Annotated in this window: 25 protein-coding genes; 13 read left to right on the plus strand and 12 right to left on the minus strand. The window is 68.0% G+C overall.

All coding sequences use genetic code 11. The features are described from left to right. Nucleotides 1–101: 101 nt before the first annotated feature. The 6 genes from AC07RM_RS04155 to AC07RM_RS04180 all read left to right on the plus strand — a co-directional run bounded on the left by AC07RM_RS04155 (nt 102) and on the right by AC07RM_RS04180 (nt 6,195). Entirely contained in the window at nt 102–977 is an 876-nt protein-coding gene (locus tag AC07RM_RS04155) for a LysR substrate-binding domain-containing protein (RefSeq protein WP_495333215.1), read from the plus strand. A gap of 107 nt (nt 978–1,084) precedes the next feature. After that, nucleotides 1,085–2,605 carry an amidohydrolase family protein gene (locus AC07RM_RS04160; RefSeq protein WP_495333217.1) on the plus strand — a complete coding sequence of 507 codons (1,521 nt, stop codon included), beginning with the start codon at nt 1,085–1,087 and terminating at the stop codon, nt 2,603–2,605. Continuing rightward, nucleotides 2,602–3,684 carry an ABC transporter substrate-binding protein gene (locus AC07RM_RS04165; protein ID WP_495333219.1) on the plus strand — a complete coding sequence of 361 codons (1,083 nt, stop codon included), beginning with the start codon at nt 2,602–2,604 and terminating at the stop codon, nt 3,682–3,684. The genes AC07RM_RS04160 and AC07RM_RS04165 overlap by 4 nt, the downstream gene beginning before the upstream one ends. Continuing rightward, nucleotides 3,681–4,520, plus strand: a complete 840-nt coding sequence (locus AC07RM_RS04170; RefSeq protein ID WP_495333221.1) for an ABC transporter permease — start codon at nt 3,681–3,683, stop codon at nt 4,518–4,520. Before AC07RM_RS04165 ends, AC07RM_RS04170 begins: the two co-directional genes overlap by 4 nt. Then, nucleotides 4,517–5,323 (plus strand): ABC transporter permease, encoded by an 807-nt coding sequence (locus tag AC07RM_RS04175; RefSeq protein ID WP_495333223.1) that lies wholly within the window; start codon nt 4,517–4,519, stop codon nt 5,321–5,323. Before AC07RM_RS04170 ends, AC07RM_RS04175 begins: the two co-directional genes overlap by 4 nt. Nucleotides 5,324–5,343: 20 nt before the next feature. Then, on the plus strand, nt 5,344–6,195 hold the full coding sequence (locus AC07RM_RS04180; RefSeq protein ID WP_495333225.1) for an ABC transporter ATP-binding protein: 852 nt from the start codon (nt 5,344–5,346) through the stop codon (nt 6,193–6,195). A gap of 25 nt (nt 6,196–6,220) precedes the next feature. Here the strand turns inward: AC07RM_RS04180 and AC07RM_RS04185 are convergent, their stop codons facing one another. Further along, nucleotides 6,221–6,991 (minus strand): AraC family transcriptional regulator, encoded by a 771-nt coding sequence (locus AC07RM_RS04185; RefSeq protein WP_495333227.1) that lies wholly within the window; start codon nt 6,989–6,991, stop codon nt 6,221–6,223. Nucleotides 6,992–7,103: 112 nt separating this feature from the next. Here AC07RM_RS04185 and AC07RM_RS04190 point away from each other — a divergent pair, with 112 nt between their 5' ends. Further along, nucleotides 7,104–7,937: a phytanoyl-CoA dioxygenase family protein gene (locus AC07RM_RS04190; RefSeq protein WP_495333229.1), complete on the plus strand. Its 834-nt coding sequence runs from the start codon at nt 7,104–7,106 to the stop codon at nt 7,935–7,937. Here the strand turns inward: AC07RM_RS04190 and gstA are convergent. The 4 genes from gstA to AC07RM_RS04210 form a co-directional block, all read right to left on the minus strand. Further along, nucleotides 7,934–8,545, minus strand: coding sequence for a glutathione transferase GstA (gene gstA, locus AC07RM_RS04195; RefSeq protein WP_495333231.1), 612 nt, complete (start codon nt 8,543–8,545; stop codon nt 7,934–7,936). The genes AC07RM_RS04190 and gstA overlap by 4 nt on opposite strands. A 6-nt stretch (nt 8,546–8,551) precedes the next feature. Continuing rightward, the gene (yghU, locus tag AC07RM_RS04200) at nt 8,552–9,430 is read right to left on the minus strand and encodes a glutathione-dependent disulfide-bond oxidoreductase (protein ID WP_495333233.1); all 879 of its coding nucleotides are present in this window, start codon (nt 9,428–9,430) and stop codon (nt 8,552–8,554) included. Nucleotides 9,431–9,611: 181 nt separating this feature from the next. Further along, the gene (locus AC07RM_RS04205) at nt 9,612–10,535 is read right to left on the minus strand and encodes a LysR family transcriptional regulator (RefSeq protein ID WP_495333235.1); all 924 of its coding nucleotides are present in this window, start codon (nt 10,533–10,535) and stop codon (nt 9,612–9,614) included. Nucleotides 10,536–10,558: 23 nt separating this feature from the next. Continuing rightward, the gene (locus AC07RM_RS04210) at nt 10,559–11,470 is read right to left on the minus strand and encodes a LysR family transcriptional regulator (RefSeq protein WP_495333237.1); all 912 of its coding nucleotides are present in this window, start codon (nt 11,468–11,470) and stop codon (nt 10,559–10,561) included. 238 nt (nt 11,471–11,708) lie between these two features. On the opposite strand from AC07RM_RS04210, the gene AC07RM_RS04215 reads away from it, so the two are divergent. Further along, complete coding sequence (locus tag AC07RM_RS04215; protein WP_495333239.1) at nt 11,709–12,080, plus strand: DsrE family protein; 372 nt, start codon at nt 11,709–11,711, stop codon at nt 12,078–12,080. Between the two features lie 25 nt (nt 12,081–12,105). Here AC07RM_RS04215 and AC07RM_RS04220 read toward each other — a convergent pair whose 3' ends face one another. After that, nucleotides 12,106–13,005 (minus strand): LysR family transcriptional regulator, encoded by a 900-nt coding sequence (locus AC07RM_RS04220; protein ID WP_495333241.1) that lies wholly within the window; start codon nt 13,003–13,005, stop codon nt 12,106–12,108. A gap of 130 nt (nt 13,006–13,135) precedes the next feature. Between AC07RM_RS04220 and AC07RM_RS04225 the strand changes: the two genes are divergently transcribed. Together AC07RM_RS04225 and AC07RM_RS04230 are read left to right on the plus strand one after the other, a co-directional pair. Continuing rightward, the gene (locus AC07RM_RS04225; protein WP_495333243.1) at nt 13,136–14,071 is read left to right on the plus strand and encodes a pyridoxamine 5'-phosphate oxidase family protein; all 936 of its coding nucleotides are present in this window, start codon (nt 13,136–13,138) and stop codon (nt 14,069–14,071) included. A 2-nt stretch (nt 14,072–14,073) separates the two neighbouring features. Beyond that, on the plus strand, nt 14,074–15,030 hold the full coding sequence (locus tag AC07RM_RS04230; protein WP_495333245.1) for a PDR/VanB family oxidoreductase: 957 nt from the start codon (nt 14,074–14,076) through the stop codon (nt 15,028–15,030). 9 nt (nt 15,031–15,039) lie between these two features. Here AC07RM_RS04230 and AC07RM_RS04235 read toward each other — a convergent pair whose 3' ends face one another. Further along, entirely contained in the window at nt 15,040–15,921 is an 882-nt protein-coding gene (locus tag AC07RM_RS04235; RefSeq protein ID WP_495333247.1) for a LysR family transcriptional regulator, read from the minus strand. A gap of 262 nt (nt 15,922–16,183) precedes the next feature. On the opposite strand from AC07RM_RS04235, the gene AC07RM_RS04240 reads away from it, so the two are divergent. After that, nucleotides 16,184–17,383, plus strand: coding sequence for a trans-sulfuration enzyme family protein (locus tag AC07RM_RS04240; protein ID WP_495333249.1), 1,200 nt, complete (start codon nt 16,184–16,186; stop codon nt 17,381–17,383). Nucleotides 17,384–17,396: 13 nt separating this feature from the next. Here the strand turns inward: AC07RM_RS04240 and AC07RM_RS04245 are convergent, their stop codons facing one another. The 5 genes from AC07RM_RS04245 to AC07RM_RS04265 form a co-directional block, all read right to left on the minus strand. Then, a complete protein-coding gene (locus AC07RM_RS04245) occupies nt 17,397–18,341 on the minus strand; it encodes a sugar kinase (protein WP_495333251.1) in 945 nt (314 codons plus the stop codon). Then, a complete protein-coding gene (locus AC07RM_RS04250) occupies nt 18,328–18,978 on the minus strand; it encodes an RraA family protein (RefSeq protein ID WP_093346731.1) in 651 nt (216 codons plus the stop codon). Before AC07RM_RS04250 ends, AC07RM_RS04245 begins: the two co-directional genes overlap by 14 nt. A 115-nt stretch (nt 18,979–19,093) precedes the next feature. After that, nucleotides 19,094–20,077 (minus strand): TRAP transporter substrate-binding protein, encoded by a 984-nt coding sequence (locus tag AC07RM_RS04255; protein WP_431514505.1) that lies wholly within the window; start codon nt 20,075–20,077, stop codon nt 19,094–19,096. A 41-nt stretch (nt 20,078–20,118) separates the two neighbouring features. Next, nucleotides 20,119–21,396, minus strand: a complete 1,278-nt coding sequence (locus tag AC07RM_RS04260) for a TRAP transporter large permease subunit (protein WP_495333254.1) — start codon at nt 21,394–21,396, stop codon at nt 20,119–20,121. Between the two features lie 22 nt (nt 21,397–21,418). Then, entirely contained in the window at nt 21,419–21,937 is a 519-nt protein-coding gene (locus AC07RM_RS04265) for a TRAP transporter small permease (RefSeq protein WP_495333256.1), read from the minus strand. Between the two features lie 102 nt (nt 21,938–22,039). On the opposite strand from AC07RM_RS04265, the gene AC07RM_RS04270 reads away from it, so the two are divergent. Both AC07RM_RS04270 and AC07RM_RS04275 read left to right on the plus strand, forming a co-directional pair. After that, a complete protein-coding gene (locus AC07RM_RS04270) occupies nt 22,040–22,756 on the plus strand; it encodes a GntR family transcriptional regulator (protein WP_495333258.1) in 717 nt (238 codons plus the stop codon). Nucleotides 22,757–22,877: 121 nt separating this feature from the next. Next, the gene (locus AC07RM_RS04275; RefSeq protein ID WP_495333260.1) at nt 22,878–23,318 is read left to right on the plus strand and encodes a GNAT family N-acetyltransferase; all 441 of its coding nucleotides are present in this window, start codon (nt 22,878–22,880) and stop codon (nt 23,316–23,318) included. Nucleotides 23,319–23,419: the final 101 nt, after the last annotated feature.

The raw sequence follows: 23,419 nt of genomic DNA on the forward strand, positions 1-23,419 counted from the left end.
TGCAAGGTGCCGCCGCACGACGGCACACTTACACGAGGCCATCACGATCGGCCGGCATCATGGTGCGTTTCGCAACGACCCACCGATCCCGGAGACCCGCAGTGACGCTCAACCAGATCCGCGCCTTCGTCGCGGTCGCCCACGACGGCGGATTCACGGCTGCGGCGCGCACGCTGGGCATGAGCCACAGCACGCTCAACTCGCAGATCCAGATGATGGAGCTCGAGTACGGCGCCGAGCTGTTCCACCGGCGCGGGCGCCGCGTCGAGCTGTCCGCGCTCGGCCTCGAGATGCTGCCGCTGGCGCGGCGCATGATCGCGCTCGAGGGCGACATGAGCTCGCTGCTCGACGACAGCGGCAAGCTGCGCCACGGTTCGCTGAAGGTCGGCGCGGTCGGCCCGTACCACGTCACCGAGATGATCGAGGCCTACCACGCGGTGCATCCGCGCATCAAGATCTCGGTCACGCTGGGCAACTCCGAGGTGGTGCTCGACGCGCTCGACCGCTACGTGAGCGACGTGGGCGTGGTGGCGAGCCGCTTTCCCGACGAGCGCTATCACATGCAGCTCTATGCGCGCTACCCGGTGATCGCCTTCGTCCATGTCGGCCATCCGTTCGCCAAGCGCGAGGCGATCGCGCTGCGCGAACTCTCGGGCCAGCCGCTGCTGATGCGCGAGCCGGGCTCGACCACGCGCAAGGCACTCGAGGACGCGCTCGCCAAGCAGGGCATCGCGGTGCAGGTCGCGATGGAGATCGGCAGCCGCGAGGCGCTGCGCGAGGCCGTCGCGCGCGGGCTGGGCATCGGCACGGTCTCGGAATCCGAGTACGTGCCCGACCCGCGCCTGCGGCCGGTGCGCATCGAGGGCGACGTGGTCTCGACCCACATCCACGTGTGTTGCCTGCGCGAGCGGCGCGACAGCCGGCTCATCGCTTCCTTCTTCGAGGCCATCGCCGATCGCACGGCGCCCGCGGCGTGATCCGGCCTTATGCGAACGACGGCTAAGCATCCCTGAAAGCCTTCGTTGGCCCGCCACCGGCGGCCACCTTAGTCTGCGTCGATCCTCTTTCAGCAAGGACCCCGCAGATGAACGACCGACTCCAGCGCGTGCATGCCTCGCGCTCGGCCGCCGTGAAGGCCGGCCTCGACCATCCGGTGATCGACACCGACGTGCACGTCAACGACTTCGCGCCCGTGCTCGAGGACTACGTGGCGCAGTACGGCGGCAACAAGCTGGTCGACGCGCTGCGCAAGGCGCTCGGCGGGCGCTTCGTCACGCGCAACGGCGGCGGCAAGGACTGGTACCAGCAGTCGGCCGAGGAACGCCAGTTCCACCGCACGCTGCGCGCGCCCTGGTGGGCCCGCGTCACGCGCAACACCTACGACCTCGCGACCTACACGCTGCCCGCGCTGCTGCACGAGCGCCTGGGCGAGCAGGGCTCGGACTACTCGATCCTGTTCCCCAACGACGTGCTCTCGCCGGCCGCGGCCGGCAGCGAGTACCGCCAGCCGCTGCACCGCGCCATCAACCACTTCCACGCCGACCAGTACCGGCCCTATGCCGACCGGCTGACGCCGGTGGCGGGCATTCCGCTGCACTCGCCGCAGGAGGGCATCGAGGAACTGGAGTTCGCGGTCAAGACGCTGGGCCTGAAGGTCATCAACATCGCGGGCGGCGTGCGCCGCCCGATCCGCGCCATCGCCGAGAAGTACCCGGCCGTCGAGCATCCCGAGATCGCCAGGCAGGTCGGCTACATCGACTTCTACGGCATCGACAGCGAGCACGACTACGACCCCTTCTGGGCCAAGGTGGTGGAACTCGGCGTGCCGGTGACCACGCACTACGGCAGCCAGGGCTGGACCGGCCGGCAGTCGATCAGCAACTACATGAACAACCACATCGGCCACTTCGCCGATGGCTCGCAGGCCTTCGCCAAGGCGCTGTTCTTCGGCGGCGTGACGCGGCGCTTTCCGGGGCTGCGGGTGGGCCTGCTCGAAGGCGGCGCGGACTGGGGTTCGCACGTCTACACGCACCTGGTGGACCGCTGGGAGAAACGCAACCGGCATGCGGTACGCAACTACGACCCGGCAGAGGCCGACATCGAGCTGCTGGCCTCGCTGTTCGAGCGCTACGGCGGCGACTTCGTCAAGGGCCGCACGCTCGACAAGGCCACGCTGCTGCGCGACAGCCTGGGCATCTCGGCGCTGCCGCACAGCCGCGAGCCGAACGAGAGCGAGATCGACGACTTCGCGCTCGCGGGCATCGAGAAGATCGAGGACATCCGCGACCGCTGGGTGAACAACTTCTACTTCGGCTCGGAAGCCGACGACCGCACCGTGGCCGCGGCCTTCAACGACAAGGTGAACCCGCTGGGCGTGAAGATCAACGCGATCTGGTCGTCCGACGTGGGCCACTGGGACGTGCCCGAGTTCACCGAACCGCTGGCCGAGACCTGGGACCTGGTGCAGCAGGGCGTGATCTCGGCGGCCGACTTCCGGGCCTTCGTGTTCGAGAACCCGCACCGCTTCTACACCGAGGCCAACCCGCGCTTCTTCGAAGGCACCGAGGTCGGCCGCAAGATGGCCGCGAAGAAAGGCACGCCATGAAGCCCGTGCGGCATCTGCTGCGCTGGACCGCGCTGCTGGCCATCGCCCTCGCGGCCTCGGCGCAGGCCGCGCCCGACACTATCCGCATCGGCGTGGCCACGGCGGGCGGCGGCGATCCCGTCACCTGGGGCGGCTCGCCCGGCGGCGTGGCGCGCGCCAACAACTGGCTCGAGGAGGAGTTCAAGGCCTCGGGCATCAAGGTCGAGTGGCTGTTCTTCAAGGGCGCGGGCCCGGCCGTGAACGAGGCGCTGTCGAACAAGCAGATCGACTTCGCCTACCAGGGCGACCTGCCCTCGATCGTCGGGCGCTCGAACGGCCTCAAGACCAGGGTGCTGCTGGTCAGCGGCGCGCGCAACAACCTCTACCTGGTCACGCCGACGCAATCGAACATCCAGTCGATCAAGGACCTCAAGGGCCGCACGGTGTCGATCTTCCGCGGCACCAACGGCCACCTGGTCGCGATCAACGTGCTGGCGGCCGACGGGCTGGCCGAGCGCGACATCAAGGGCGTGAACCTCGACACCGGCAGCGCGCAGGCGGCGCTGGTCTCGAACGGCGTGGACGCGGCCTTCGGCGGCTACGAATGGTTCAAGGTGCGCGACCAGGGGCTCGCGAAGGTGGTCTATTCCACCCAGGGCCGCGATCCGGCGCTCACGCGCCAGGCCGCGCTGCTGGTGCGCAGCGAGTTCGAACAGGCCAACCCCGCCGAGGTGCAGCGCGTGGTCGACGTGTTCGTGCGCGCCGCGCACTGGTCGTCGGAAGAGAAGAACCGCGACGAGCTGTTCCGCATCTGGGCCCGCAGCGGCACGCCGGTCGCCTCGTGGACCGCCGAGTTCGACAAGCAGCCGCTGGCGCAGCGCAACTCGCCGCTGGCCGACGACTTCATCGTGGCGCGCTACAAGGCCGTGGTCGGCGACGCACTCAAGCTCAAGCTGATCCGCCGCGAGGTCACGGTCGACGACTGGTTCGACACGCGCTACCTCAAGGCCGCGCTCAAGAAGCAGGGCCTCGAGGGCTACTGGACCGCTTCCGACGCGAAGGGCCGGCCGAAGGGCGGGCCCGCGGTCGCGTCGCGATGAGCGCCGAAGCCGAACTGTCGGCGGTCCTGCAGCGCGACGAGGCCGCGCCGCTGCGCCTCTCGTTGCCATGGCGCCGCCTCGGCGACGCCGCCCTGCCCTGGCTGCTGCCCGCCGCATTGCTCGCGCTGTGGTTCGTGGGTGCCGGCCAGGGCTGGATCTCGCCGCAGGTGCTGCCGCCGCCCGAGTTCGTGGCCGAGACGCTGCGCGACCTCGCGACCAGCGGCGACCTGTGGCTGCACGTGAGCACCAGTTTCGCGCGCGTGGGCGTGGGCTTCGCGATCGGCACGCTGCTCGGGCTGCTGCTGGGCACGGCCATGGGCCTGTCGCGCCGCGTCGAGGCCTACCTGCTGCCCAGCTTCAATGCACTGGTGCAGATCCCGGTGCTGGCCTGGCTGCCCTTCGTGCTGCTGATCGTGGGCATCGGCGAGCCGCTCAAGTACATCCTGATCGCCAAGGCGGCGCTGGTGCCGGTGGCGCTCAACACGCTGCAGGGCTTCCGGCAGACGCCGCGGTCGCTGCGCGAGGTCGGCGAGGTCTACGGCTACAGCCGGCGCCAGCAGGTGCTGGAGATCGTGCTGCCGCATGCCGTGCCCACGCTGTTCACGGGCGTGCGGCTGGGCTTCACCAAGGCCTGGCTGTCGCTGGTGGTGGTCGAGCTGGTCGCCTCGAGCGAGGGGCTGGGCTACCTGATCGTCTATGGCCGCCAGCTGTTCCAGCTCGACCTGGTGATGGCCGCCGTGGTGGTCGTGGGCGCGATCGGCTGGGCCATCGACCGCCTGCTCGAGCGGCTAGAGAACACGCTGCACCGGCACCGCCCGGGCGGTGCCGCGCGATGAGCGGGCCCGCCTCGCTGTCGCGCGACGCGGTGCAGCCGTTGCGGCCCGTCGATCGCAGCCGCTGGCGCGGCCTGGTGCTGCCCGCCGTGGCGATCGCGCTGTGGGCATTGCTGTCGTGGCTCGACGTGGTCAATTCGGCGCTGCTGGTCTCGCCGCAGAAGGTGCTCGCGACCGCCGCCGACCAGATCGTCAGCGGCCGTCTGTGGCGCGCGCTAAGCGCCAGCCTCGCGCGCGAGGCCACGGGCTTCCTGATCGGCACCGCCTCGGGCCTGGTGCTCGGCGCGCTGCTGGGCCTGTGGCCGCTGTTCAACCGCATCGTCGGCCCGAGCTTCAACACCTTCAAGCAGATCTCGCTGTTCGCGTGGATTCCGCTGATCTCGGTCTGGTTCGGCCTCGGCGACGTGGCCAAGGTGGTGTTCCTCTCGCTGGCCGCGCTGGTGCCGGTGGTGGTCAACACCTGCGACGGCATCCGCACCGTGCCGCCCGCGCTGCTCGAGGTGGCGCGCGTCTACGGCTTCACGCGCTGGCAGACGCTCACGCAGGTGGTGCTGCCGGCCGCGCTGCCCGCCATCTTCACGGGCGTGTACCTCGCGCTCATCTATTCCTGGCTCGCGACCATCGGCGCCGAATACCTGCTGGTGGCCGGCAAGGGCATCGGCAACACGCTGATCGAGGGCAGCGAGCATTTCCAGATGGACCTGGTGATCTTCGGCATGTTCGTCATCGGCCTGGTCGGCTGGCTGATGAATGCCTCGGCGCGTGCACTCGAACGCCGGCTGGCACGCTGGACCGGCCGGGCCTGACACCTCTTCCTCTCCGCACCATGAGCACCTCCATCGCATCGAACGAACTCGACATCCGCGACCTCGGCAAGCGCTACGCGCAGGCACAGGCGCGCGGCGGCGAACTGCAGGTGCTCGAGAACATCGACCTGCATGTGCCGCCGGGCAGCTTCACCAGCATCGTGGGCGCGAGCGGCTGCGGCAAGTCGACGCTGCTGCGGCTGGTCCTCGGGCTCGACGACCAGTACGAGGGCCAGATCCTGCTCGGCGGCCAGCCGATCGCGGGCACCGGCCGCGAGCGCGGCATCGTGTTCCAGGACCACCGGCTGTTCCCGTGGCTCACGGTCGAGCAGAACATCGCCGTGGGCCTGCGCAACGCGTCGCTCGGCGCGAAGCAGAAGGCCGAGCTGGTGGCCGAGCACGTGGCGCTGGTCGGCCTCGGCGGTTTCGAGAAATCGTGGCCGCACCAGATCTCGGGCGGCATGGCGCAGCGCGTGGCCATCGCGCGCGGCCTGGTCAACCGGCCGCGCGTGCTGCTGCTCGACGAGCCCTTCGGCGCGCTCGACGCGCTCACGCGCGCACGGCTGCAGAACGAACTGCAGCGCATCTGGCAGAAGGAGCGCATCACCATGCTGCTGGTGACGCACGACGTGGAGGAGGCCGTGTTCCTCGGCGACCGCGTGGTGGTGATGCAGCCCTCGCCGGGGCGCATCCGCCGCACCGTGGCGGTGGACCTGCCGCATCCGCGCAACCGCAGCGATCCGGCCTTCATCCGCTTGCGCGACGACGTGCTGAGCGACTTCGTCGATGCGGGAGTCGACGAGCGCCGCGCGCCACCGCGCGACTACGAACCCGGCGAGGCACGGCCCTCGCGATTGCAGCTCGCATGGTGAGCATGGCTCGCCGCCGTCAGCGCGATCAGCGCCCCTTCTGCCGGATGTACGCCTGCGGCGTCATGCCGATCTGCTTGCAGAACATGGCGATGAAGGCCGAGGGCGAGCCGTAGCCCAGCTCGATCGCGACGTCCTTCACCGCGCGCCCCGCCTCCAGCAGGGCGATCCCGCGAATCACCTTGAGGCGCTGGCGCCACTCGCTGAACGGCATCTGCAGGTCGCGCTCGCAGCGCCGCGCCAGCGTGCGCTCGGTCGAATGCACCGTGGCGGCCCATTCGGCGAGCGAGCGGCCATCCCAGGGTTGCGCCTGCAAGGCCTCGAGCACGCGGCCCAGCTGGAGGTCGTCCGACATCGGCAGGTAGCTGTCGTGGCCGGGCGCGATGGCCAGTTCATCGCGCAGGACCTCGAACAGGCGCTGCTCGGCCGGGGTGTGCGGCACCTCGATGGAGCGGCTGCGCAGGCTGTCGAGCACGGCCTGCGTCAGCGGGCTGATGACCATGGTGCAGGCGCGCTTCGGCAGCAGGTCGCACAAGGCCTCGGCCAGGTAGACCGTGGCGTAGCTGGCCGCATGGCGGTTGCTCGACAGGTGCTCGACGCGCGGCGGAATCCACACGCCGTACTGCGGCGGCGCCAGGAAGACCCGGCCGCTCATCCCGACCTCGATCACGCCCGAGATCGCATGCACGAACTGCCCTTCCTCGTGGCTGTCGCGCGGCGCGGTGCCGCCCGGCGCCAAGTGCACGACCTTGAAGAGCACGGGTTGCCCGTCGGCGGCGGATTTAAGGGGTCGCTTCATGTTGTCCGGCTTGCTCGATCGCTTGTCCGATTGGATGGGCTGTTTTCCAGGCCGTCACTCTAGACTGCCTTCGGCCCCGCAACCATTGTCTACCTCGAAGGAGACACCGCCCATGAATGCACGACCCGACGACCGGCTTCCATCGGACCAACAGGTCGATGAGTTTTCGCGCGATGGCGCCATCGTGCTGCGCGGCGTCCTGCGGCCGGCCGAGGTCGAGCTGCTGCGCCAGGGCATCGATGCCAACCTCGCCGCGCCGAGCGTGCGCGCGAAGGTGGCGAGCCGGCCCGATGACCCGGGCTTCTTCATCGAGGACTTCTGCAACTGGCAGGAGATCCCGGCGTACTGGGACGTGATCTCGCGCTCGGCATTGCCGGCCGCCGCAGCCAGGCTCACGAAGAGCACGCAGGTGCGGCTCTATCACGACCACATGCTCACCAAGGAGTCAGGCACGCGCCAGCGCACGCCCTGGCACCAGGACCAACCCTACTACAACGTCGAGGGCAGCCAGAACGTCAGCTTCTGGATTCCGGTCGATCCGGTGTCGCGAGCCTCCACGCTGGAGCTCGTCGCCGGATCGCACAAGGGGCCGTGGCTGATGCCACGCACCTTCATGACCAACGAGGCCAAGTGGTTTCCCGAAGGCGCGCTGGCGGACCTGCCCGATATCGAGGCCGACCGCGCGGCCCACGACATCCTCGGCTGGGCCGTGGAACCGGGCGACGCCATCGCCTTCAACATGCTCACGCTGCACGCCTCGGCCGGGCTCGAGCCCGGTCGGCGGCGGCGGGTGTTCTCGGTCCGCATGCTGGGAGACGACATGCGGCATGCGCCGCGGCGCTGGAAGACCTCGCCGGATTTCCCGGGGCTGGCCGAGCAGCTGGCGGCGGGCGCACCGATGGCGCATCCGCTGTTTCCGGTGCTGTGGCCGCCGGCTTCCAGTTAACGGGCCGCGAGGCGTTCCGCTTCCAGCGCCGCGCGAACGCTGGCGCGCTGCCCCATGCGGACCATGAAGCGCTGGATCGCCGCATAACCCGAGAGATCGAGATTCACGCGCGGCGGCCACGACAGCACGTTGTAGAGATAGGCATCGGCCACCGAGAAATCGGCGCCCAGCACATAGTCGTGGGTCGACAGGTGCTCGTCGATGTAGGCGAACTTGCTCGTGAGGTTGCCGTCGGCGAATCGCTTCTTGGTGGCCGCATCGAGATACGGCGAGAACATCACGGCCATGCCCTTGTGCAGATCGCTTGCGACGAAGTTCAGCCACTCGAGCGCGCGGTAGCGCGCCCGCGTGCCGAAGGGTGGAAGCAGCCGGTGCTCGGGATGTCGGTCGGCAATCCACTGCAGGATCACTGCGCCTTCGGTGAGGAGGTCGCCGTCGTCCAGTTGGAGGACGGGAATGAAGCCCTTGGGGCTCACCTGGAGGTAGTCGCCTTCGACCGTCGTCTTGGTCTTGAAGTCGACCTTGATCAGTTCATAGGCCTGGCCGGCCTCCTGCAATGCGATCTGCGAAGCAAGGCCGCAGGAGCCGGGAGCGTAATAGAGTTTCATGACTGACTAGAGAGCGGGCACCAGGGCATCGAAATCGCTGGCGTCGTGGCGCTCGCGCAGCACGGTGCCCGGCGCGCCCGACGTGCGGTTGACCACCCTGCCGCGTGCGACCGCGGGCCGCGCGGCAATGGCTTCGTACCAGCGCAGCAGGTGCCTGTAGTCCTCGACGGCCAGGAACTCGTGGGTGTTGTAGACGCCGTAGAGGCTGCCCGGATACCACGGCCAGACCGCCATGTCCGCGATCGTGTACTGGTCGCCCGCGAGGAACTCGTTCGACGCGAGGTGGGTGTCGAGCACGTGCAACTGCCGCTTGGTCTCCATCGCATAGCGGTTGATCGCGTATTCGATCTTGAACGGCGCGTAGGCGTAGAAGTGACCGAGACCGCCGCCCACGAAAGGCGCCGAACCCATCTGCCACATCAGCCAATTGAAGGTCCGAGTACGCGCACCAGCTTCGGTCGGCAGGAACGCGCCGAAGCGTTCCGCGAGATAGACGAGGATCGAGCCGCTCTCGAAGACGCGCATGGCCGGATCGGTCGATGAGTCCACCAGCGCCGGGATCTTGGCGTTCGGATTGATGTCGACGAAGCCGCTTCCGAATTGCTCGCCCTTGAAGATATCGATCAGCCACGCGTCGTACTCGGCCCCCGAGTGCCCCGCGGCCAACAACTCCTCCAGCATGATGGTGATCTTCTGCCCATTGGGTGTTCCCTGCGAGTAGAGCTGCAAGGGATGCTTGCCCACCGGCAGCTTTTGCTCGAAGCGAGGCCCCGACGTCGGGCGATTGATCGCGGCGAACTGGCCGCCATGGACGGTCTTCGGACGCCAGACCTTGTCTGGCACATAGCCCAGGGGCTGGTTTTCATCCACGGGGATGTCGGTCATTGATCGCTCCATATGCACCGGAATCACTTTGATTCCTGGGAATCCAGGACTCTTCTTTCGGTGCGGAAATTCTATGGAGACGACTTCATTCGATATACGGGCTCACATCGAATTGAGCATTCGGCATCCCGAACAATGCAACGGCTCGGCGACATTGAAAGACTTTCTTCGAAACTTCCAATCAGCCCGAGTCTCGGCCCTGTCGCATGACCGGATGCTTCTCGAAAAGCTCCGCCACCCAGTCCACGAATACCCGCACCTTGTTCGACAGGTGACGGTTCTGCGGAAAGACCACGTGAATGGGCAGCGGGTCGTTGCTCCAGTCCTCGAGCACGGGCACGAAGCGGCCGTCCTCGATCATGGGCCGCAGCAGGAAGTTCGCCATCTGCACGATGCCCAGCCCCGACAGGCCCGCCGCCGTGTACGCATAGCTGTCGTTCAGCGCGATCTGGCCGGACAGCACGAGCTGCACGCGCTCGCCGCCGCGCGTGAAGTCCCAGTGGAACATCTCGCCCGTGCGCGCGGAGAAGTAGTTGACGCAGCGATGCCGCGCCAGGTCGTCCGGATGCAGGGGCCGGCCATGGCGCTCGATGTAGGCCGGCGAGGCGCAGGTGACGTAGTGCATCGCCCCGACGCGGCGCGCGACCAGGCGCGTGTCGCCGAGCGCTCCGCCGCGCACCGCGCAGTCCACGCCTTCCTCGATCAGGTCCACGGGCCGGTCGCTGCAACCGAGTTCCAGATGGATGTCGGGATAGCGCGCGAAGAACTCGGGCAAGGCGGGAATGATCACCAGGCTCGCCAGGCCCGTGGGCGCATCGACGCGCAGGCGCCCCGAGGGACTGCGCCGCGTGCGCGACAGCGACTCATCGGCCTCGCGCACGTCCGACAGGATGCGCAGGCACCGCTCGTGATAGGCCGCGCCTTCGGCGGTCACGCTGACCTTGCGCGTGGTCCGGTGCAGCAGCTTGGCCGACAGCGAGGACTCGAGCGACTGGATCAACGTCGAGACCGTCGCCTTCGGCAGCTTCAGGTTCTCGGCCGCGCGCGTGAAGCTGCCCGTGTCCACGACCTGCACGAAGACCTCGATTGCCTGCAGCTTGTTCATCGCTCGCCCCGCTCCGCCGCCCGTCATGCCAGGAACGCCCGGGTGCCCTCGGCCTGCTGGAGGACCCAGCGGCAGAAGCCGTCGACCTCGGGGCGGCCGACCGCATTCGGATTGACGACCATCCAATAGGCGCCCGGACCCGCGGTGCGGAACGCCTCGCCGAACACCTCGTGCAGCTCGTTGCGCCGCAGCAGGTCGGCCACCAGCGGCAGCCGCGCCAAGGCCAGCGCATGTCCCGCCACGGCGGCCTGCACCTGCTGATAGGTGAAGTTCAGATGCATCCAGTTGCGCGGCTCCAGCTCGGCATGGTTGTGGATGCGCAGCCAATGCCGCCAACTCGCCAGGCCGGCCGAGGCATAGGCGTCGTCCTCCTCGACCAGCGTGTGCAGCGCGAGGTCGCCGACGCTCTTGAGCGGTGGCGCATCGCCGAGCTCGATCTGCCGCGCGAAGGCCGTGCTCATGACCGGCGTCAGCGACTCGTTGAACAGCCGCGCGGCACCGGCAGGCGCGAACTTGGGCGCGCAGTAGCGCAGGAACACGTCCGTGTCGGGACTCTCGATCGGCGCCATTGCATCGCTCGACGAGACACGGATGTCGATCTCGGTGTTCTCGCGCTGGAACTGCTCCAGCCTCGGCAACAGCCACAGCGAGGTGAACGAGGCGAAGGTGCTGACGGTGACGCGCGCCTTGGCGCTCGGCGAGCGGATCTGGCGCACGGCCTCGTCGAGGCGGTCGAGCATCGGGAACAGGGCCTTGACCAGCACCCGGCCCTCGGCGCTCAGCTCGACCGAGCGCGTGCTACGCGCCAGCAGCGTCGCACCGATGTCGCTCTCGAGCGCCTGGATCTTGCGGCTGACGGCCGATTGCGTCAGATGGAGTTCCGCCGCCGCGGCATTGAAGTTGAGATGCCTCGCGACCGCTGCGAAAGCGCGCAAGGGTCCGATCGATAGCGGTCTTTGACGGTCCATGGGAAGAGTGATGGCACCGCATCGCGAGACGGATTGGTGCACGCAGGACTCTACGCAAGAACACCGCGCCGGGTGCGACGCGCGGCGCAATTGTGAGTTGCGTCTGCCGATGCATCGAATCGATCCGTCAAACCTAAGATCGACTTCGCCAGCCCGGGCTACAGGCTTTTCTTTCAATTCAATGCAACCGATTCAAGGCCTTTCCATGAAATTCGCAATCTTCGTTTTCTCCGATCCCAAGGCCGGTGAAGAAGCCCTCGGGCGCCTCTTCAATGCGCTCGCGACCGCCTACGACTTCAAGCAGCGCAATGTCGAAGTCGCGATCTATTTCCAGGGCACCGGCACGCGCTGGGCCGGCGTGGTCGGCAATGCCGACCACCCGGTGCATGGGCTCTACAAGGCCGTCGAGGACAAGGTCGCGGGCGTTTCCTGCGGCTGCGCCGACGTCTTCGGTGCGCGCGAGGACGCCATCAAGAACGGCTTCGAACTGCTGACCGGCAACGACGTGCCGGGTACGTCCGGACTGCCGAGCATCGGCGCCCTGGCGGCAGACGGCTTCACCATCCTGACCTTCTGATCGACTGCTGCAATCACCGCCGCGCCTAGAGCGCGGCGATCTCCTTGCGCAGCCTCGGTCCGACCAGGTCGATGAAGCTTCGCACCCTGGACGAGCCGAATCGGCTCTCGCGATGCAGCAGGTGGATCGGCAGCGAGCCGCTCGCGTAGTCGACCAGGATCGCGCGAAGCTCGCCGCTGCGCACCTTGTCGGCCACCTGGTAGCACGGCAGGTTCACGATGCCGATGCCGCGCACGGCCGCATCGATGGCGGCATCGCTGCCGATCACATCGAGCACCGGCCTGAGCTTGACCGAGATGGCGCTGTCCTTCGACTTGAACTTCCATACCGCCACCTGGGCCGACACCTCGGCCGCGATGATCCTGTGCTTCTGCAGATCCATCGGATGCACCGGCTCGCCGTGCTTCTCGAGGTAAGCCGGCGAGGCATAGCTCAGCCTGCGCACCTGGCCGACCTTCAGTGCCTTCATGCCCGAATCGGGCAGCTCGGCGATGCGGATGGCCACGTCGAAGCCCTCGTCGATCAGGTTCACGGTGCGGTCGAGAAAGATCGCCGAGATCTCCATCTCGGGATAGAGCGCCAGGTATTCCTTGATCAGCGGAATGATGAAGAGCCGGCCGAACACCGTCGGCGCGGTGATCCGCAACTGGCCGCGCGCGACGATGTTGGCGCCGATCACCGAGGCCTCGGCCTGCTCGACCAGCTGCAGCACCGCGCGGGAATCCTCGAGATACCGCTGCCCGCTCTCGGTGAGTGCCAGCCCCCGGGTGTTGCGCTGGAAGAAGGCGACGCCCATCTTCGATTCGAGGTGGTTGATGGCGCGCATGGCCGCCGCGGCCGAGATGTCGAGCCGCCGCGCGCCGCCGGCCAGGCTTTGTTCCTCGCCGACGGCGACGAACACCGTCATCAAATGAATGTCATCCATGGCACCACCGTTGTCCTGGCTCGACCGCCCTGCGTCGCGCGCAATTATCAATTGCGGTCCGTCTGCTTTCCGGTCGCCGTGTCGATCGGCACAATTTTTTTCCAATGACCGTTCTCGAAGGCATCGATCCATGACGACCAGCGACACCCTGTTCCACGAAGGCGAACTGATGGCCCAGCGCCATGCGGGCGAGAGGGACATCGCCGTGCGCAACGGCGCCACCGTGGGCCGCACCATCATCCGGGGCGCCCTGCCCTTCGTGCGCCAGCAGAAGACGGCCTACGCCGCCAGCCTGGATCCGAGCGGACAGGTGTGGGCCTCGATCCTGCTCGGCGAGCCCGGCTTCCTGGCCCCCAGCGACGACGCGGCCACGCTGTCGGTCGACCTGGGCAAGGTCGCGAAACTCGATGCGGACCCGCTCTGGGAGAACATCCGGCACGACGCGCGCATCGGCCTGCTGCTGCTGGAACTGCAGAGCCGACGCCGGCTGAAGATCAACGGCGAGGCCCATCTGGAAGGCGAGCGGCTCGAGGTCCAGGTGACCAAGTCCTTCCCCATCTGCCCGCGCTACATCCACCGGCGCGAGATCGTGCTCGCGGACGCGGGCAAGGCGCCGCCCTCCTCGACCTCCAGTCGAGGCCATGAACTGGGTCCGGCCCAACTCGAACTGATAGCGGACGCCGACACCTTCTTCCTCGCATCGGCGCATGCCACGCGCGGCGCGGACTGCTCGCACCGCGGGGGGCCGCGCGGCTTCGTTCGGCATGCGGGCGATGGCGTGCTGAGGATTCCCGACTACAACGGCAACAGCATGTTCAACAGCTTCGGGAATTTCCTGCTGAACCCGCAAGCGGGCCTGGCCTTCCCGGACTACGAGCGGCGCCGCGTGCTGCAGCTGGCCGGCACGGTCGAGATGATGTGGAACCAGGCCGACCCGCAGGGCCTCACGGGCGGCACCGGTCGGTTCTGGGAGTTCAGGCCCTCGCACTGGATCGAGAGCGAACTGCCGACGACGCTGCGGACGAAGTTCATCGAGTTTTCTCCCTTCCTGCCCGAGGTGAACTGAGCATGCGCCTCACCGTGACCCGGGCCGAGCCGCTGGCGGACGACGTGCGCCTGATTCGATTGCAGGATCCCGCCGATGCGCCGCTTCCGCGTTTCGATGCCGGCGCGCACATCGAACTGGGATTCGAAGTCGATGGGCAACACCTGCTGCGCAAGTATTCGCTGGTCTCCGACACCGGGGCACTCGACCGCTACCACATTGCGGTGAAGCGCAACGACAGCGGCCGCGGCGGCTCGCGCTTCCTGCACGACGTGCTGGCGGTTGGCGACACGCTGGAAGTCTCCACGCCGGTCCATGGTTTCGGCATTGCGCCTGCCGCCAGCCACCACGTGCTGATCGCCGGCGGTATCGGCATCACGCCGATGCTCGGGCTGGCATCGACGCTGAAGCAGCGCGGTGCGTCCTACGAACTGCACTATGCGGCCAGGCACGACCGGGAAATGGCCTTTCGCGACCGGCTGCTCGGCGAGGGACACGACACGCTGTTCCTCTACGCGACGCAGCAGGGAGAATCCCCGCGGCGCATGGATGTGCGAGGGCTGCTGCAGCCTCATCTGCGCGACGAAGGCGCTCACTTCTACGTCTGCGGTCCGGCGAAACTCATCGACGATGTGCGCCTCGCGGCCGTGGCCCATGGTGTTGCGTCGTCGCGCATCCACTTCGAGAGCTTCGGGCCCGCGTGGAGCGCCACCGACACGAAGGTCCGGCTTGCATTGACCGAATCGGGACTCGAACTGGAAGCCTCGCCGGGAACCACCTTGCTCGATGCGGTCGAGGCCGCGGGCGCGTGGATCCCGTCGGACTGCAGGCGCGGCGAATGCGGTGCCTGCATCGTGAGCTACAGCGGCGGCACGCCGATCCACCGTGACAACTGCCTGACACCGCAGCAGCGCACGCATTCGCTGTGCCTGTGCGTGTCCTGGGCCGAGCCGGGCGACAGGCTGGCCCTTCGGGTGTGAGGCCGCCCCTCAGTTCAACGCCTTGCTGCCGCGCAGGCGGTGCACCAGCAGGTCGATGAACGCGCGGGCGCGCGGCGATTCACCGCGCTCCTTCTCGTAGACCACATGGACCGGCCAGGGCGGCTCCTCGTGGTCCGGCAGCACGATCGCCAGGCGCCCGGCATCCAGATGCGCGGCGACCTGGTAGGAGAGAAGTTGGGTGATCCCACTGCCGCGCACGGCCGCCTCGAGGGCCGAATCGTTGGTGCCGACGATCAGCCGAGGCGCGAGGCGAAGCGCGACGCTCGTGCCCTTGGACCTGAACTTCCATTCGTTGCCGGGAGACAAAGGCGCGGCCATCACGACCGCATGCCGCTCGAGCTCCGAGGGATCGCTCGGCGTGCCGTGCGCCTTCAGGTAGCCCGGCGATGCGCAGAGAACGCGCCGGACCTGCCCCACGCGGATGGCCTCGAGACCGGTGTTGGGAAAAAAGCCGATGCGGATCGCGACGTCCATCCCTTCCTCGCGAAGATCCACGATGCGGTCGAGGAAGTAGCCCGAGATGCTCATCCGGGGAAACTGCTCGAGGTAGGCATCGATGCACGGCATCACGTGCGAGATGCCGAACAGCGCGGGCGCCGTGATGTGGAGATGCCCCTGCACGGCGCTGTTCACGCCGCGCGCCGCTTCGGCCGCGTCGGCGAGCTTCGCGAGGATGAGCCTCACGTCCTCCAGATAGCGATGCCCGACATCCGTGAGCCTCACGCTGCGCGTGGTGCGCAGGATCAGCTTCACGCCCAGGTGTTCCTCGAGGCTGGCGATCGCGCGCGTGACGGCGGGCGCCGACATCCCCAGGCGTCGCGCCGCGGCAGCGAAATTCTGCGCTTCGGCCACCGCGAGGAACACGGTCATCAGGTGCGCGCGATCCACTGCGGTTGCTATGGTTGTGGTGTCTTGGGGGGAGGGCCGGGCCATTCTACGTTTCGAGGCGGACGGTCCCTGCGCTCGACAGGCCTCGCTGGCAACGTCCAGTCGCCGCTCATCGATTCCCGATCCGCATCAATGCGCGCGCGCGATGCAAACAACTCGATAGTCGAGCGGCGCATTCGGAAAGAATGAGCCATCGAATGCGGTGCGCATCACCGCGCGATTCAACCTAGGATCGAATCCAGCAATGCAATCACCCCCTCTCTCCCTCGCGACCCGCGCCATCCACGCGGGCTACGACGCCTCGGCGCACCAGGGCGCGCTGAACCCGCCGATCTTCTGGTCCTCGACCTTCGCCTTCGACTCGGCCGAGCAGGGCGCCGCGCGCTTCGCGCAGGAAGAGCCGGGCATGATCTATACGCGGATCACCAACCCGACCGTGCAGCTGCTCGAGGAGCGCCTCGCATCGCTCGAGGGCGGCGAGGCCGCGCTCGCTTTCGGGTCCGGCATGGGCGCGATCTGCACGCTGATGTGGACTTTGCTGAGACCGGGCGACGAGCTGCTCGTCGACCTCACGCTCTACGGCTGCACCCATGCCCTCGTGCACCACCTGCTGCCCGACTTCGGCATCGTCACGCGGGTCGCGGACTTCACGCAGCCGGGCGAGCTGGCGGCCCATCTCAACGCGAGAACGAAGCTCGTGCTGCTCGAGACGCCCGCGAGCCCCCATATGCGCGTCGTCGACATCGCGGCGGTGTCGGAGGTGGTCCATGCGCACAGCACGGCACTGGTCGCGGTCGACAGCACCTACTGCACGCCCTACCTGCAGCAGCCGCTGAAGCTCGGCGCCGACGTCGTGGTGCATTCGCTCACCAAGTACATCAACGGCCATGGCGACGTGATCGCGGGCGCGCTGGTCGGCACCAGGGCCCTGATGTCGACGCTGCGCTTCGTGGGCATCAAGGAGCTGACCGGCGCCTGCATATCGCCGATGGATGCCTACCTGATCCTGCGCGGCCTGAAGACGCTGCCGGTGCGCATGGACCGGCATTGCGCGAACGCGCAGCGCGTCGCGGAGTTCCTCGAAGCCAGGCCCGAGGTGGCGCGCGTGAAGTTCCCGGGACTGCCTTCGCATCCCCAGTACGCGCTGGCACGGCGGCAGATGGCGCAACCGGGCGCGGTGATCGCGTTCGACATCCACGGCGGACTCGATGCCGGGCGCCGCTTCATCAACGCGCTGCGCCTGGTGACGCGCGCCGTCAGCCTCGGCGATGCCGAGAGCCTGGCCCAGCATCCCGCGAGCATGACGCACGCGACCTACACGCCCGAGGAGCGCGCGCAGCACATGATCGGCGACAGCCTGATCCGGCTGTCGATCGGGCTGGAGGGGATCGAGGACATCCTCGAGGACCTGCGGCAGGCGCTGGAAGCGTCGCCCGCCGGCTGAGCGGCACCGATCTCTAGGCCGCGCGCGCGAGCAAGCCCCGCACATCCTCCGGCCGCGGTATCGGCGCCACCGCCCCGAAGCCCGTGGTCGTGAGCGCCGCCGCCGCATTGGCATAGCGCACCGACTGCGCGATCGCGTCGCCCGCGGCCAGCCGCGCGAGCAGCGAGCCCGCGAAGCAGTCGCCGGCGCCGGTGGCATCGACCGCCTGCACCGCATGGCCAGCGATGCGTTCGCGCGATGACGGCGTGGCGAGCACCGCACCGGCCTTGCCGAGCTTCAGCACCACGGTGCGCGCGCCGGCCTCGAAGCACCAGTCGAGGATGGCGTCTTCGCCGTCGAGGCCGGTGAACTGCTGCGCATCCTCGATGCTCGGCAGGAACAGGTCCGACAGGCCCACGGTCTCGCGGATCACCGCGCGGGCGCGCGCCAGCGGCCAGAGCTTGAGGCGCAGGTTGGCGTCGTAGCTGACCTGCACGCCCTTGCCGCGCGCGATGGCGATGGCTTCGAACACGGTGTCGCAGGCGCTCGCACTGATCGCCTGGCTGATGCCCGACACATGGAGGAAGCGCGCGCCCTCGATGGTGTCGCGCGGCAGCCCGGCCGGCACCATGCGGCTGGCGGCGCTGCCGGCACGCAGGTAGCTGAAGGCATGGCCGTCGCCATCGTGGGTGACGAAGTACACCGCGGTCGGCGCCTGCGCATCGCGCGCCACGCCGTCGGTGGCCACGCCCTCGGCGCGCCACAGGGCCATCAGCGCATCGCCCCAGGTGTCGCTGCCCACGCGCGTGAGGTAGGCGGTGCGCGCGCCCTGCCGGGCGGCGGCGATGATGGCGTTGGAGGTATCGCCGCCGAAACCTTGCAGGTAGTTCGGCTCGCCAGGGCGGACCTGGTTGAACTCCACCATCGGCTCGCCGAGCGCGACGATCTGCGCCGCGCCGGTGGCTTCAGATGCGGCCATATTTCGCCAGCCCCTTGCGCAGCGAGCGCTCGGCCACGATCAGCTTGGCCTGCTCGAGCTCGCGCTGGTCGATCTCCTGCGCCATCGCGAGCACGGCCTCGGCATGGGCGAGCGGCACGATCACCACGCCGTCGATGTCGGCCACCACGATGTCGCCCGGGTGCACCATCACGCCACCGATCATGGTCGGCACGCCCGAGCTCAGGGTCTTGTGGCGGCCCAGCGTGGTGCCCGGCGAGACGCTGCGCGCGAACACGGGGAAGTCGTAGTCGCGGCGGATCTCGGCGATGTCGCGCACGCCGCCGTCGAGCAGCGCGCCCGCATGGCGGTTGGCGAAGGCGCCCGCGGTCATCAGGCCGCCCCAGACGGCGACGTCGCTCTCGCCGCCGATGCCGATGCAGATCACGCTGCCCTCGGGCGCCTCGTCGATCAGGTCGAGCGCATGCTGCGGCGGCACGAACTCGTCGGTCGGCACCTCGATCACGGTGGCGGCCGGGCCGACCACGCGCTTGTCGTTGATGCGCGGCTTGATTTCGTGGTCGAGGTAGCCGCGCTTGCCGGTGACCTTGTCGACGGCATCGGCGACCGAGGCGGTCGCGACCTTCTCGAAGGCGGCGATCAGTTGCTGGGTGTCCATGGATCTCTCTCCTTGTGTATGTATGCGATGGGCTGGATGACGGCGAATGGCGGGCAGGCTCCCGCCCGCCCTCCTCGCGGAGGGCGGCGAAAAAACGAATCGGGGGTTCAGGCGCTCACTGCGCGGCCTTGGCGATCTCCTCGCGCGCCTGCTTCATCAGCGCGGCGCCGATCTGCTCGGTGAACTTCTCGTGCACGGGCTTGACCTTCTCGCGCATGCGGTTGGCCTCGGCGGCCGGCAGGTCGACCACCTGCAGGCCGTGCTTCTTCATCTGGTCGACCAGCTTGCGCGTTTCCTCGCGGTTGATCTGGCGCTGGTAGGTGCCGGCATCGACCGCCGCCTTGCGCACCAGCTCGCGGTCGGCCTCGGGCAGCTTGTCGAACCACTTCTTGCTCGCCAGCACGATGTAGGGCGTGTAGCTGTGGGCGCTCAGGGTCAGGTACTTCTGCACCTCGTAGAACTTGCCCGACTCGATCAGGCCCAGGCCGTTCTCCTGCGCATCGACCGATTTGGTCTCGAGCGCGCCGTAGAGCTCGGTGTAGGGCAGCGGCAGCGGGTTGGCGCCCAGGGCCTTGAAGGTCTCGATGTAGACCGGGTTCGGGATCACGCGGATCTTCAGGCCCGCGATGTCCTCGAGCTTGTTGACCGGGCGGCGCGAATTGGTGAGATGGCGAAAGCCGTTCTCCCAGTAGGCCAGCCCCACCAGGCCATGGGCCTCGAGCTTCTGGAACAGCGACTGGCCGACCGGGCCGTCGAGCAGCGAGTCGGCCTCCTTGAAGCTGGAGACCAGGAACGGCAGGTCGAGCAGCGCGTATTCCTTGACCACGCCGACCAGGCCCGAGGTCGGGCCGACCATCAGCTCCTGCACGCCGCCCTGCAGCGCCGACTGCATCTGCGCATCGGTGCCGAGCTTGCCGCTGCCGTAGGTGTTGACGTTGATGCGGCCGCCGGTGCGCGTCTTCACCAGTTCGGAAAAGCGCTTGGCCGCCAGGCCCTGCGAGTTGTCGTCGCTGGCGCCGTAGCCGAACTTGCCGGCCTGCGCATGGGCCAGGCCGAGCGCCGCGGTGGCCGCGAGCGCGACGATGATCTTCTTGAGCATGCTTGTTGTCTCCTTGTGTGTGATTCGATGGACGAACGGATTCAGCGGAACCAGGTGGCGGGCACGAGGACCAGCGCGGGGAACAGGATCAGCAGCAGCAGCACGACGAGCTGCGCCGCCATGAAGGGCATGACGCCGCGGATCGCGTCGTCCATGCGGATGCGCGCCACGCCGGCCACCACGTTGAGCACCGTGCCCACGGGCGGCGTCACCATGCCGATGGCGTTGTTGATGATGAACAGCACGCCGAAGTAGATCGGGTCGATGCCGGCCTCCTTGATGATCGGCATCAGCACCGGCGTGAGGATCAGGATGGTGGGCGTGAAGTCGAGCGCGGTGCCCACCAGCACGACCACCGCCATCAGCACCAGCATCAACAGCGTCTTGTGCTCGATGAAGGGCTGCGCCAGCGAGACGATCTGGTCGGGGATGTTGGCCACCGTGATGAGCCAGGCCGACACCAGCGAGGCCGCCACCAGGAACATGATGATGGCCGAGGTCATGGCCGCGCTCAGCAGTGCGCGGTAGAGGTCGCGAAGCGACAGCGCGCGGTAGACCACGGTGCTCACGAACAGCGCGTAGGCCGCGGCCACCACGCCGGCCTCGGTGGGCGTGAACACGCCGAGCTTGAGACCGAAGATGATGATCACCGGCAGCCCCAGCGCCCACAGGCTGCGCAGCACGGCCACGCCGATCTCGGGCAGGCTGCGGCGCGGCGCCGGCTGCACCGTGCCGCGGCGCGAGAGCCACCACCAGGTGACGATCAGCGAGGCGCCCATCATCAGGCCCGGCACGATGCCGGCCATGAACAGCTTGGTGATCGACAGGCCCGCGGCCACGCCGAACACCACGAAGCCGATCGAGGGCGGGATCACCGGCGCGATGATGCCGGCCGCGGCGATCAGCCCGCTCGAGCGGCCCACGTCGTAGCCGGCATTGCGCATCATCGGGATCAGCAGCACCGCCACCGCCGCGGTGTCGGCGATGGCCGAGCCCGAGACGCTGGCCAGCACCAGCGCCGTGAGCACCGCCACGTAGCCCAGGCCGCCGCGGATGTGGCCGATGACGGCCATCGCGGCATCGACGATGCGCCGCGACAGGCCGCCGAGGTTCATGATCTCGCCGGCCAGCAGGAAGAAGGGCACCGACATCAGCAGGTAGTTGTCGGCGCCGTCGACCAGCTTCTGCGCCAGGATCTGCACGTCGAAGCTGTTCATCTGCAGCATCAGCGCGACGCCGCAGACCATGAGGGCGAACGCGATCGGCATGCCCAGCGTCATGGCGCCGAGCAGCGATGCGATGAAGGTGAAGACGGTCATGGGATGGCCTCTGTCCTTGCGCTCAGTCGGCGGCGCGGTCTTCGCTCTCGCGCACCGTCACCAGCTGCGCGTCGCTGAGGTCGCCGCGCATCGCCTGCCAGAGGTTGGCGAGCAGGGTGATGCCCATCAGCACCGCGGCCACCAACCCGACCGAATAGACCGCCGCCACCGGGATGCCCGAGACCGGCGCGTGGTTGTCGAGGTTGACGCGGGTCTGCTCCCAGCAGCCGAGCCACAGCATCACGATGCAGCCCAGCATCAGCAGGTGGCTCAGGACGAAGAAGGCCAGCTTGCCCGCATGCGGCAACCGGCTGACCACCGTGTCCATGCCCAGGTGCGTGCCCTGGCGCAGCGCGACGATCGAGCCGATGAAGGTCAGCCAGACGAACAGCATGCGCGACACCTCCTCGGTGAAGGTGATGCCGGTGTCGAACACATAGCGCAGTACCACGTTGGCGAACACCATCAGCGACATCACGGCCAGGCCGCCCACGAGCGCGTGCTCGAACCACCGGTAGAGCCGGTCCATTGCTGCATTCATCTTGTCTCCTGTTCTATGGCAACAAATATATCAGATTCCAGATATGGAACGCCAGAGATCAGATCCGGTATTTCCCGAGGGCCGGTCCTGTTAGGATCGCGCATGGCCCCGCCCCGTCAATCCGCCCTCTCCGTCAAGGTCGAGCGGCCCAAATCGCTCACCGAACTCGCGATCGACCAGATCCGCGCCGCCATCGTCAGGGGCGAGCTGGGGTTCGGGGAGGCGTTGTCGGAGTCGGTGCTGGCGGCCACGCTGGGGATCAGCAAGACGCCGGTGCGCGAGGCGCTGCTGCACCTCAAGATGGAAGGGCTGGTCGAGGTCCATCCGCAGCGCGGGACCTTCGTGTTCCAGCTCGGCGAGGCCGAGGTCGCGAACATCTGCCGCTTCCGCTCGATGATCGAATGCGAGGCGCTGGCCGACGGCATGGAGCACCGGCCCGAGGCGCTGATCCAGGCGCTCGAGAAATGCCTGGACAACATGGCCGCCGCCTTCTCGAAGCAGCAGCACGACGAGTTCCCGCGCCTGGACACCGAGTTCCACAACGCCATCATCGAGAGCTGCGCCAACGGCTACATCCAGTCCGCCTACACGCTGGTGGCGGCGCAGCTCACTGCCCTGCGCTACCGGCTGCCGGCCGAGAACAGCCAGGTCACGCACTGCCAGGACAACCACCGCGTGGTGGTCGACGCGATCCGCGCCAACGACGCGGCGCGCGCGCAGGCGATCCTGCGCGAGCACATCCAGAGCACGGAGCAGGCCTACCTGATCGCCTGCCGCAACATGGTGGCGCCGGGGCGCGGCGAGCGCGCGGCCGTCTAGAGTCGGTACGCAACGGGCGGGGTCATGGCGACATGGCCCACTCCGAATCACCGAAGTTGGTCCAAGGGGACGGAAGGTAGTGGCTGCACACTGCCTGCGCCCTTCATCGACCTCATCCCTCATGACCGCCACCCCGATCAGTTTCCGCCCCGTCGAATCCGACGCGGACCTCCTCGCCTGCTACCCCATCGTGCGGCAACTGCGCCCGCATCTCGCGAGCTCCGAGGCCTTCCAGCAGGCCGTGGCCGAGCAGCGCCGCGAGGGCTATCGCATGCTCGCGGCCTGGCAGCACGATGCGCCCTGCGGCTTCGCGGGCTACCGCTTCCAGCGCAACCTGATCCACGGGCGCTTCCTCTATGTCGACGACCTCGTGACCACGCAGGACGAGCGCAGCAGCGGCGTGGGCAGCGCGCTGCTCGGCGCGCTGAAGACGCTGGCGCGCGAAGCCGGGTGCACGCGCCTCACGCTCGATACCGGCATGGACAACGCGCTGGCGCAGCGCTTCTACTTCCGCAACGGCCTGCTCGCGCGCGGCCTGTACTTCGGATTCGATCTGCGCTAGCTGTCAGCCGATCGCGTACGCCATCGTTGCCCATGGGCTGACGATCGCGCGACACCGGAGCTCTACAACCGGGACCTGTTCCTGGTTCAACGAAGGAGAGT

The sequence above is a fragment of the Variovorax sp. GW821-FHT09B05 genome (assembly GCF_059418265.1).

What these genes read in the sequence shown, in the direction of transcription:
- AC07RM_RS04190 (WP_495333229.1), top strand. Translation starts at nt 7,104, where the DNA reads ATGAATGCACGACCCGACGACCGGCTTCCATCGGACCAACAGGTCGAT.
- AC07RM_RS04240 (WP_495333249.1), top strand. Translation starts at nt 16,184, where the DNA reads ATGCAATCACCCCCTCTCTCCCTCGCGACCCGCGCCATCCACGCGGGC.
- gstA (WP_495333231.1), bottom strand. Translation starts at nt 8,545, where the DNA reads ATGAAACTCTATTACGCTCCCGGCTCCTGCGGCCTTGCTTCGCAGATC.
- AC07RM_RS04260 (WP_495333254.1), bottom strand. Translation starts at nt 21,396, where the DNA reads ATGACCGTCTTCACCTTCATCGCATCGCTGCTCGGCGCCATGACGCTG.
- AC07RM_RS04255 (WP_431514505.1), bottom strand. Translation starts at nt 20,077, where the DNA reads ATGCTCAAGAAGATCATCGTCGCGCTCGCGGCCACCGCGGCGCTCGGC.
- AC07RM_RS04180 (WP_495333225.1), top strand. Translation starts at nt 5,344, where the DNA reads ATGAGCACCTCCATCGCATCGAACGAACTCGACATCCGCGACCTCGGC.
- AC07RM_RS04235 (WP_495333247.1), bottom strand. Translation starts at nt 15,921, where the DNA reads ATGACCGTGTTCCTCGCGGTGGCCGAAGCGCAGAATTTCGCTGCCGCG.
- AC07RM_RS04225 (WP_495333243.1), top strand. Translation starts at nt 13,136, where the DNA reads ATGACGACCAGCGACACCCTGTTCCACGAAGGCGAACTGATGGCCCAG.
- AC07RM_RS04270 (WP_495333258.1), top strand. Translation starts at nt 22,040, where the DNA reads ATGGCCCCGCCCCGTCAATCCGCCCTCTCCGTCAAGGTCGAGCGGCCC.
- AC07RM_RS04215 (WP_495333239.1), top strand. Translation starts at nt 11,709, where the DNA reads ATGAAATTCGCAATCTTCGTTTTCTCCGATCCCAAGGCCGGTGAAGAA.
- AC07RM_RS04160 (WP_495333217.1), top strand. Translation starts at nt 1,085, where the DNA reads ATGAACGACCGACTCCAGCGCGTGCATGCCTCGCGCTCGGCCGCCGTG.
- AC07RM_RS04185 (WP_495333227.1), bottom strand. Translation starts at nt 6,991, where the DNA reads ATGAAGCGACCCCTTAAATCCGCCGCCGACGGGCAACCCGTGCTCTTC.
- AC07RM_RS04170 (WP_495333221.1), top strand. Translation starts at nt 3,681, where the DNA reads ATGAGCGCCGAAGCCGAACTGTCGGCGGTCCTGCAGCGCGACGAGGCC.
- AC07RM_RS04265 (WP_495333256.1), bottom strand. Translation starts at nt 21,937, where the DNA reads ATGAATGCAGCAATGGACCGGCTCTACCGGTGGTTCGAGCACGCGCTC.
- AC07RM_RS04230 (WP_495333245.1), top strand. Translation starts at nt 14,074, where the DNA reads ATGCGCCTCACCGTGACCCGGGCCGAGCCGCTGGCGGACGACGTGCGC.
- AC07RM_RS04250 (WP_093346731.1), bottom strand. Translation starts at nt 18,978, where the DNA reads ATGGACACCCAGCAACTGATCGCCGCCTTCGAGAAGGTCGCGACCGCC.
- AC07RM_RS04245 (WP_495333251.1), bottom strand. Translation starts at nt 18,341, where the DNA reads ATGGCCGCATCTGAAGCCACCGGCGCGGCGCAGATCGTCGCGCTCGGC.
- AC07RM_RS04275 (WP_495333260.1), top strand. Translation starts at nt 22,878, where the DNA reads ATGACCGCCACCCCGATCAGTTTCCGCCCCGTCGAATCCGACGCGGAC.
- AC07RM_RS04220 (WP_495333241.1), bottom strand. Translation starts at nt 13,005, where the DNA reads ATGGATGACATTCATTTGATGACGGTGTTCGTCGCCGTCGGCGAGGAA.
- yghU (WP_495333233.1), bottom strand. Translation starts at nt 9,430, where the DNA reads ATGACCGACATCCCCGTGGATGAAAACCAGCCCCTGGGCTATGTGCCA.
- AC07RM_RS04175 (WP_495333223.1), top strand. Translation starts at nt 4,517, where the DNA reads ATGAGCGGGCCCGCCTCGCTGTCGCGCGACGCGGTGCAGCCGTTGCGG.
- AC07RM_RS04205 (WP_495333235.1), bottom strand. Translation starts at nt 10,535, where the DNA reads ATGAACAAGCTGCAGGCAATCGAGGTCTTCGTGCAGGTCGTGGACACG.
- AC07RM_RS04165 (WP_495333219.1), top strand. Translation starts at nt 2,602, where the DNA reads ATGAAGCCCGTGCGGCATCTGCTGCGCTGGACCGCGCTGCTGGCCATC.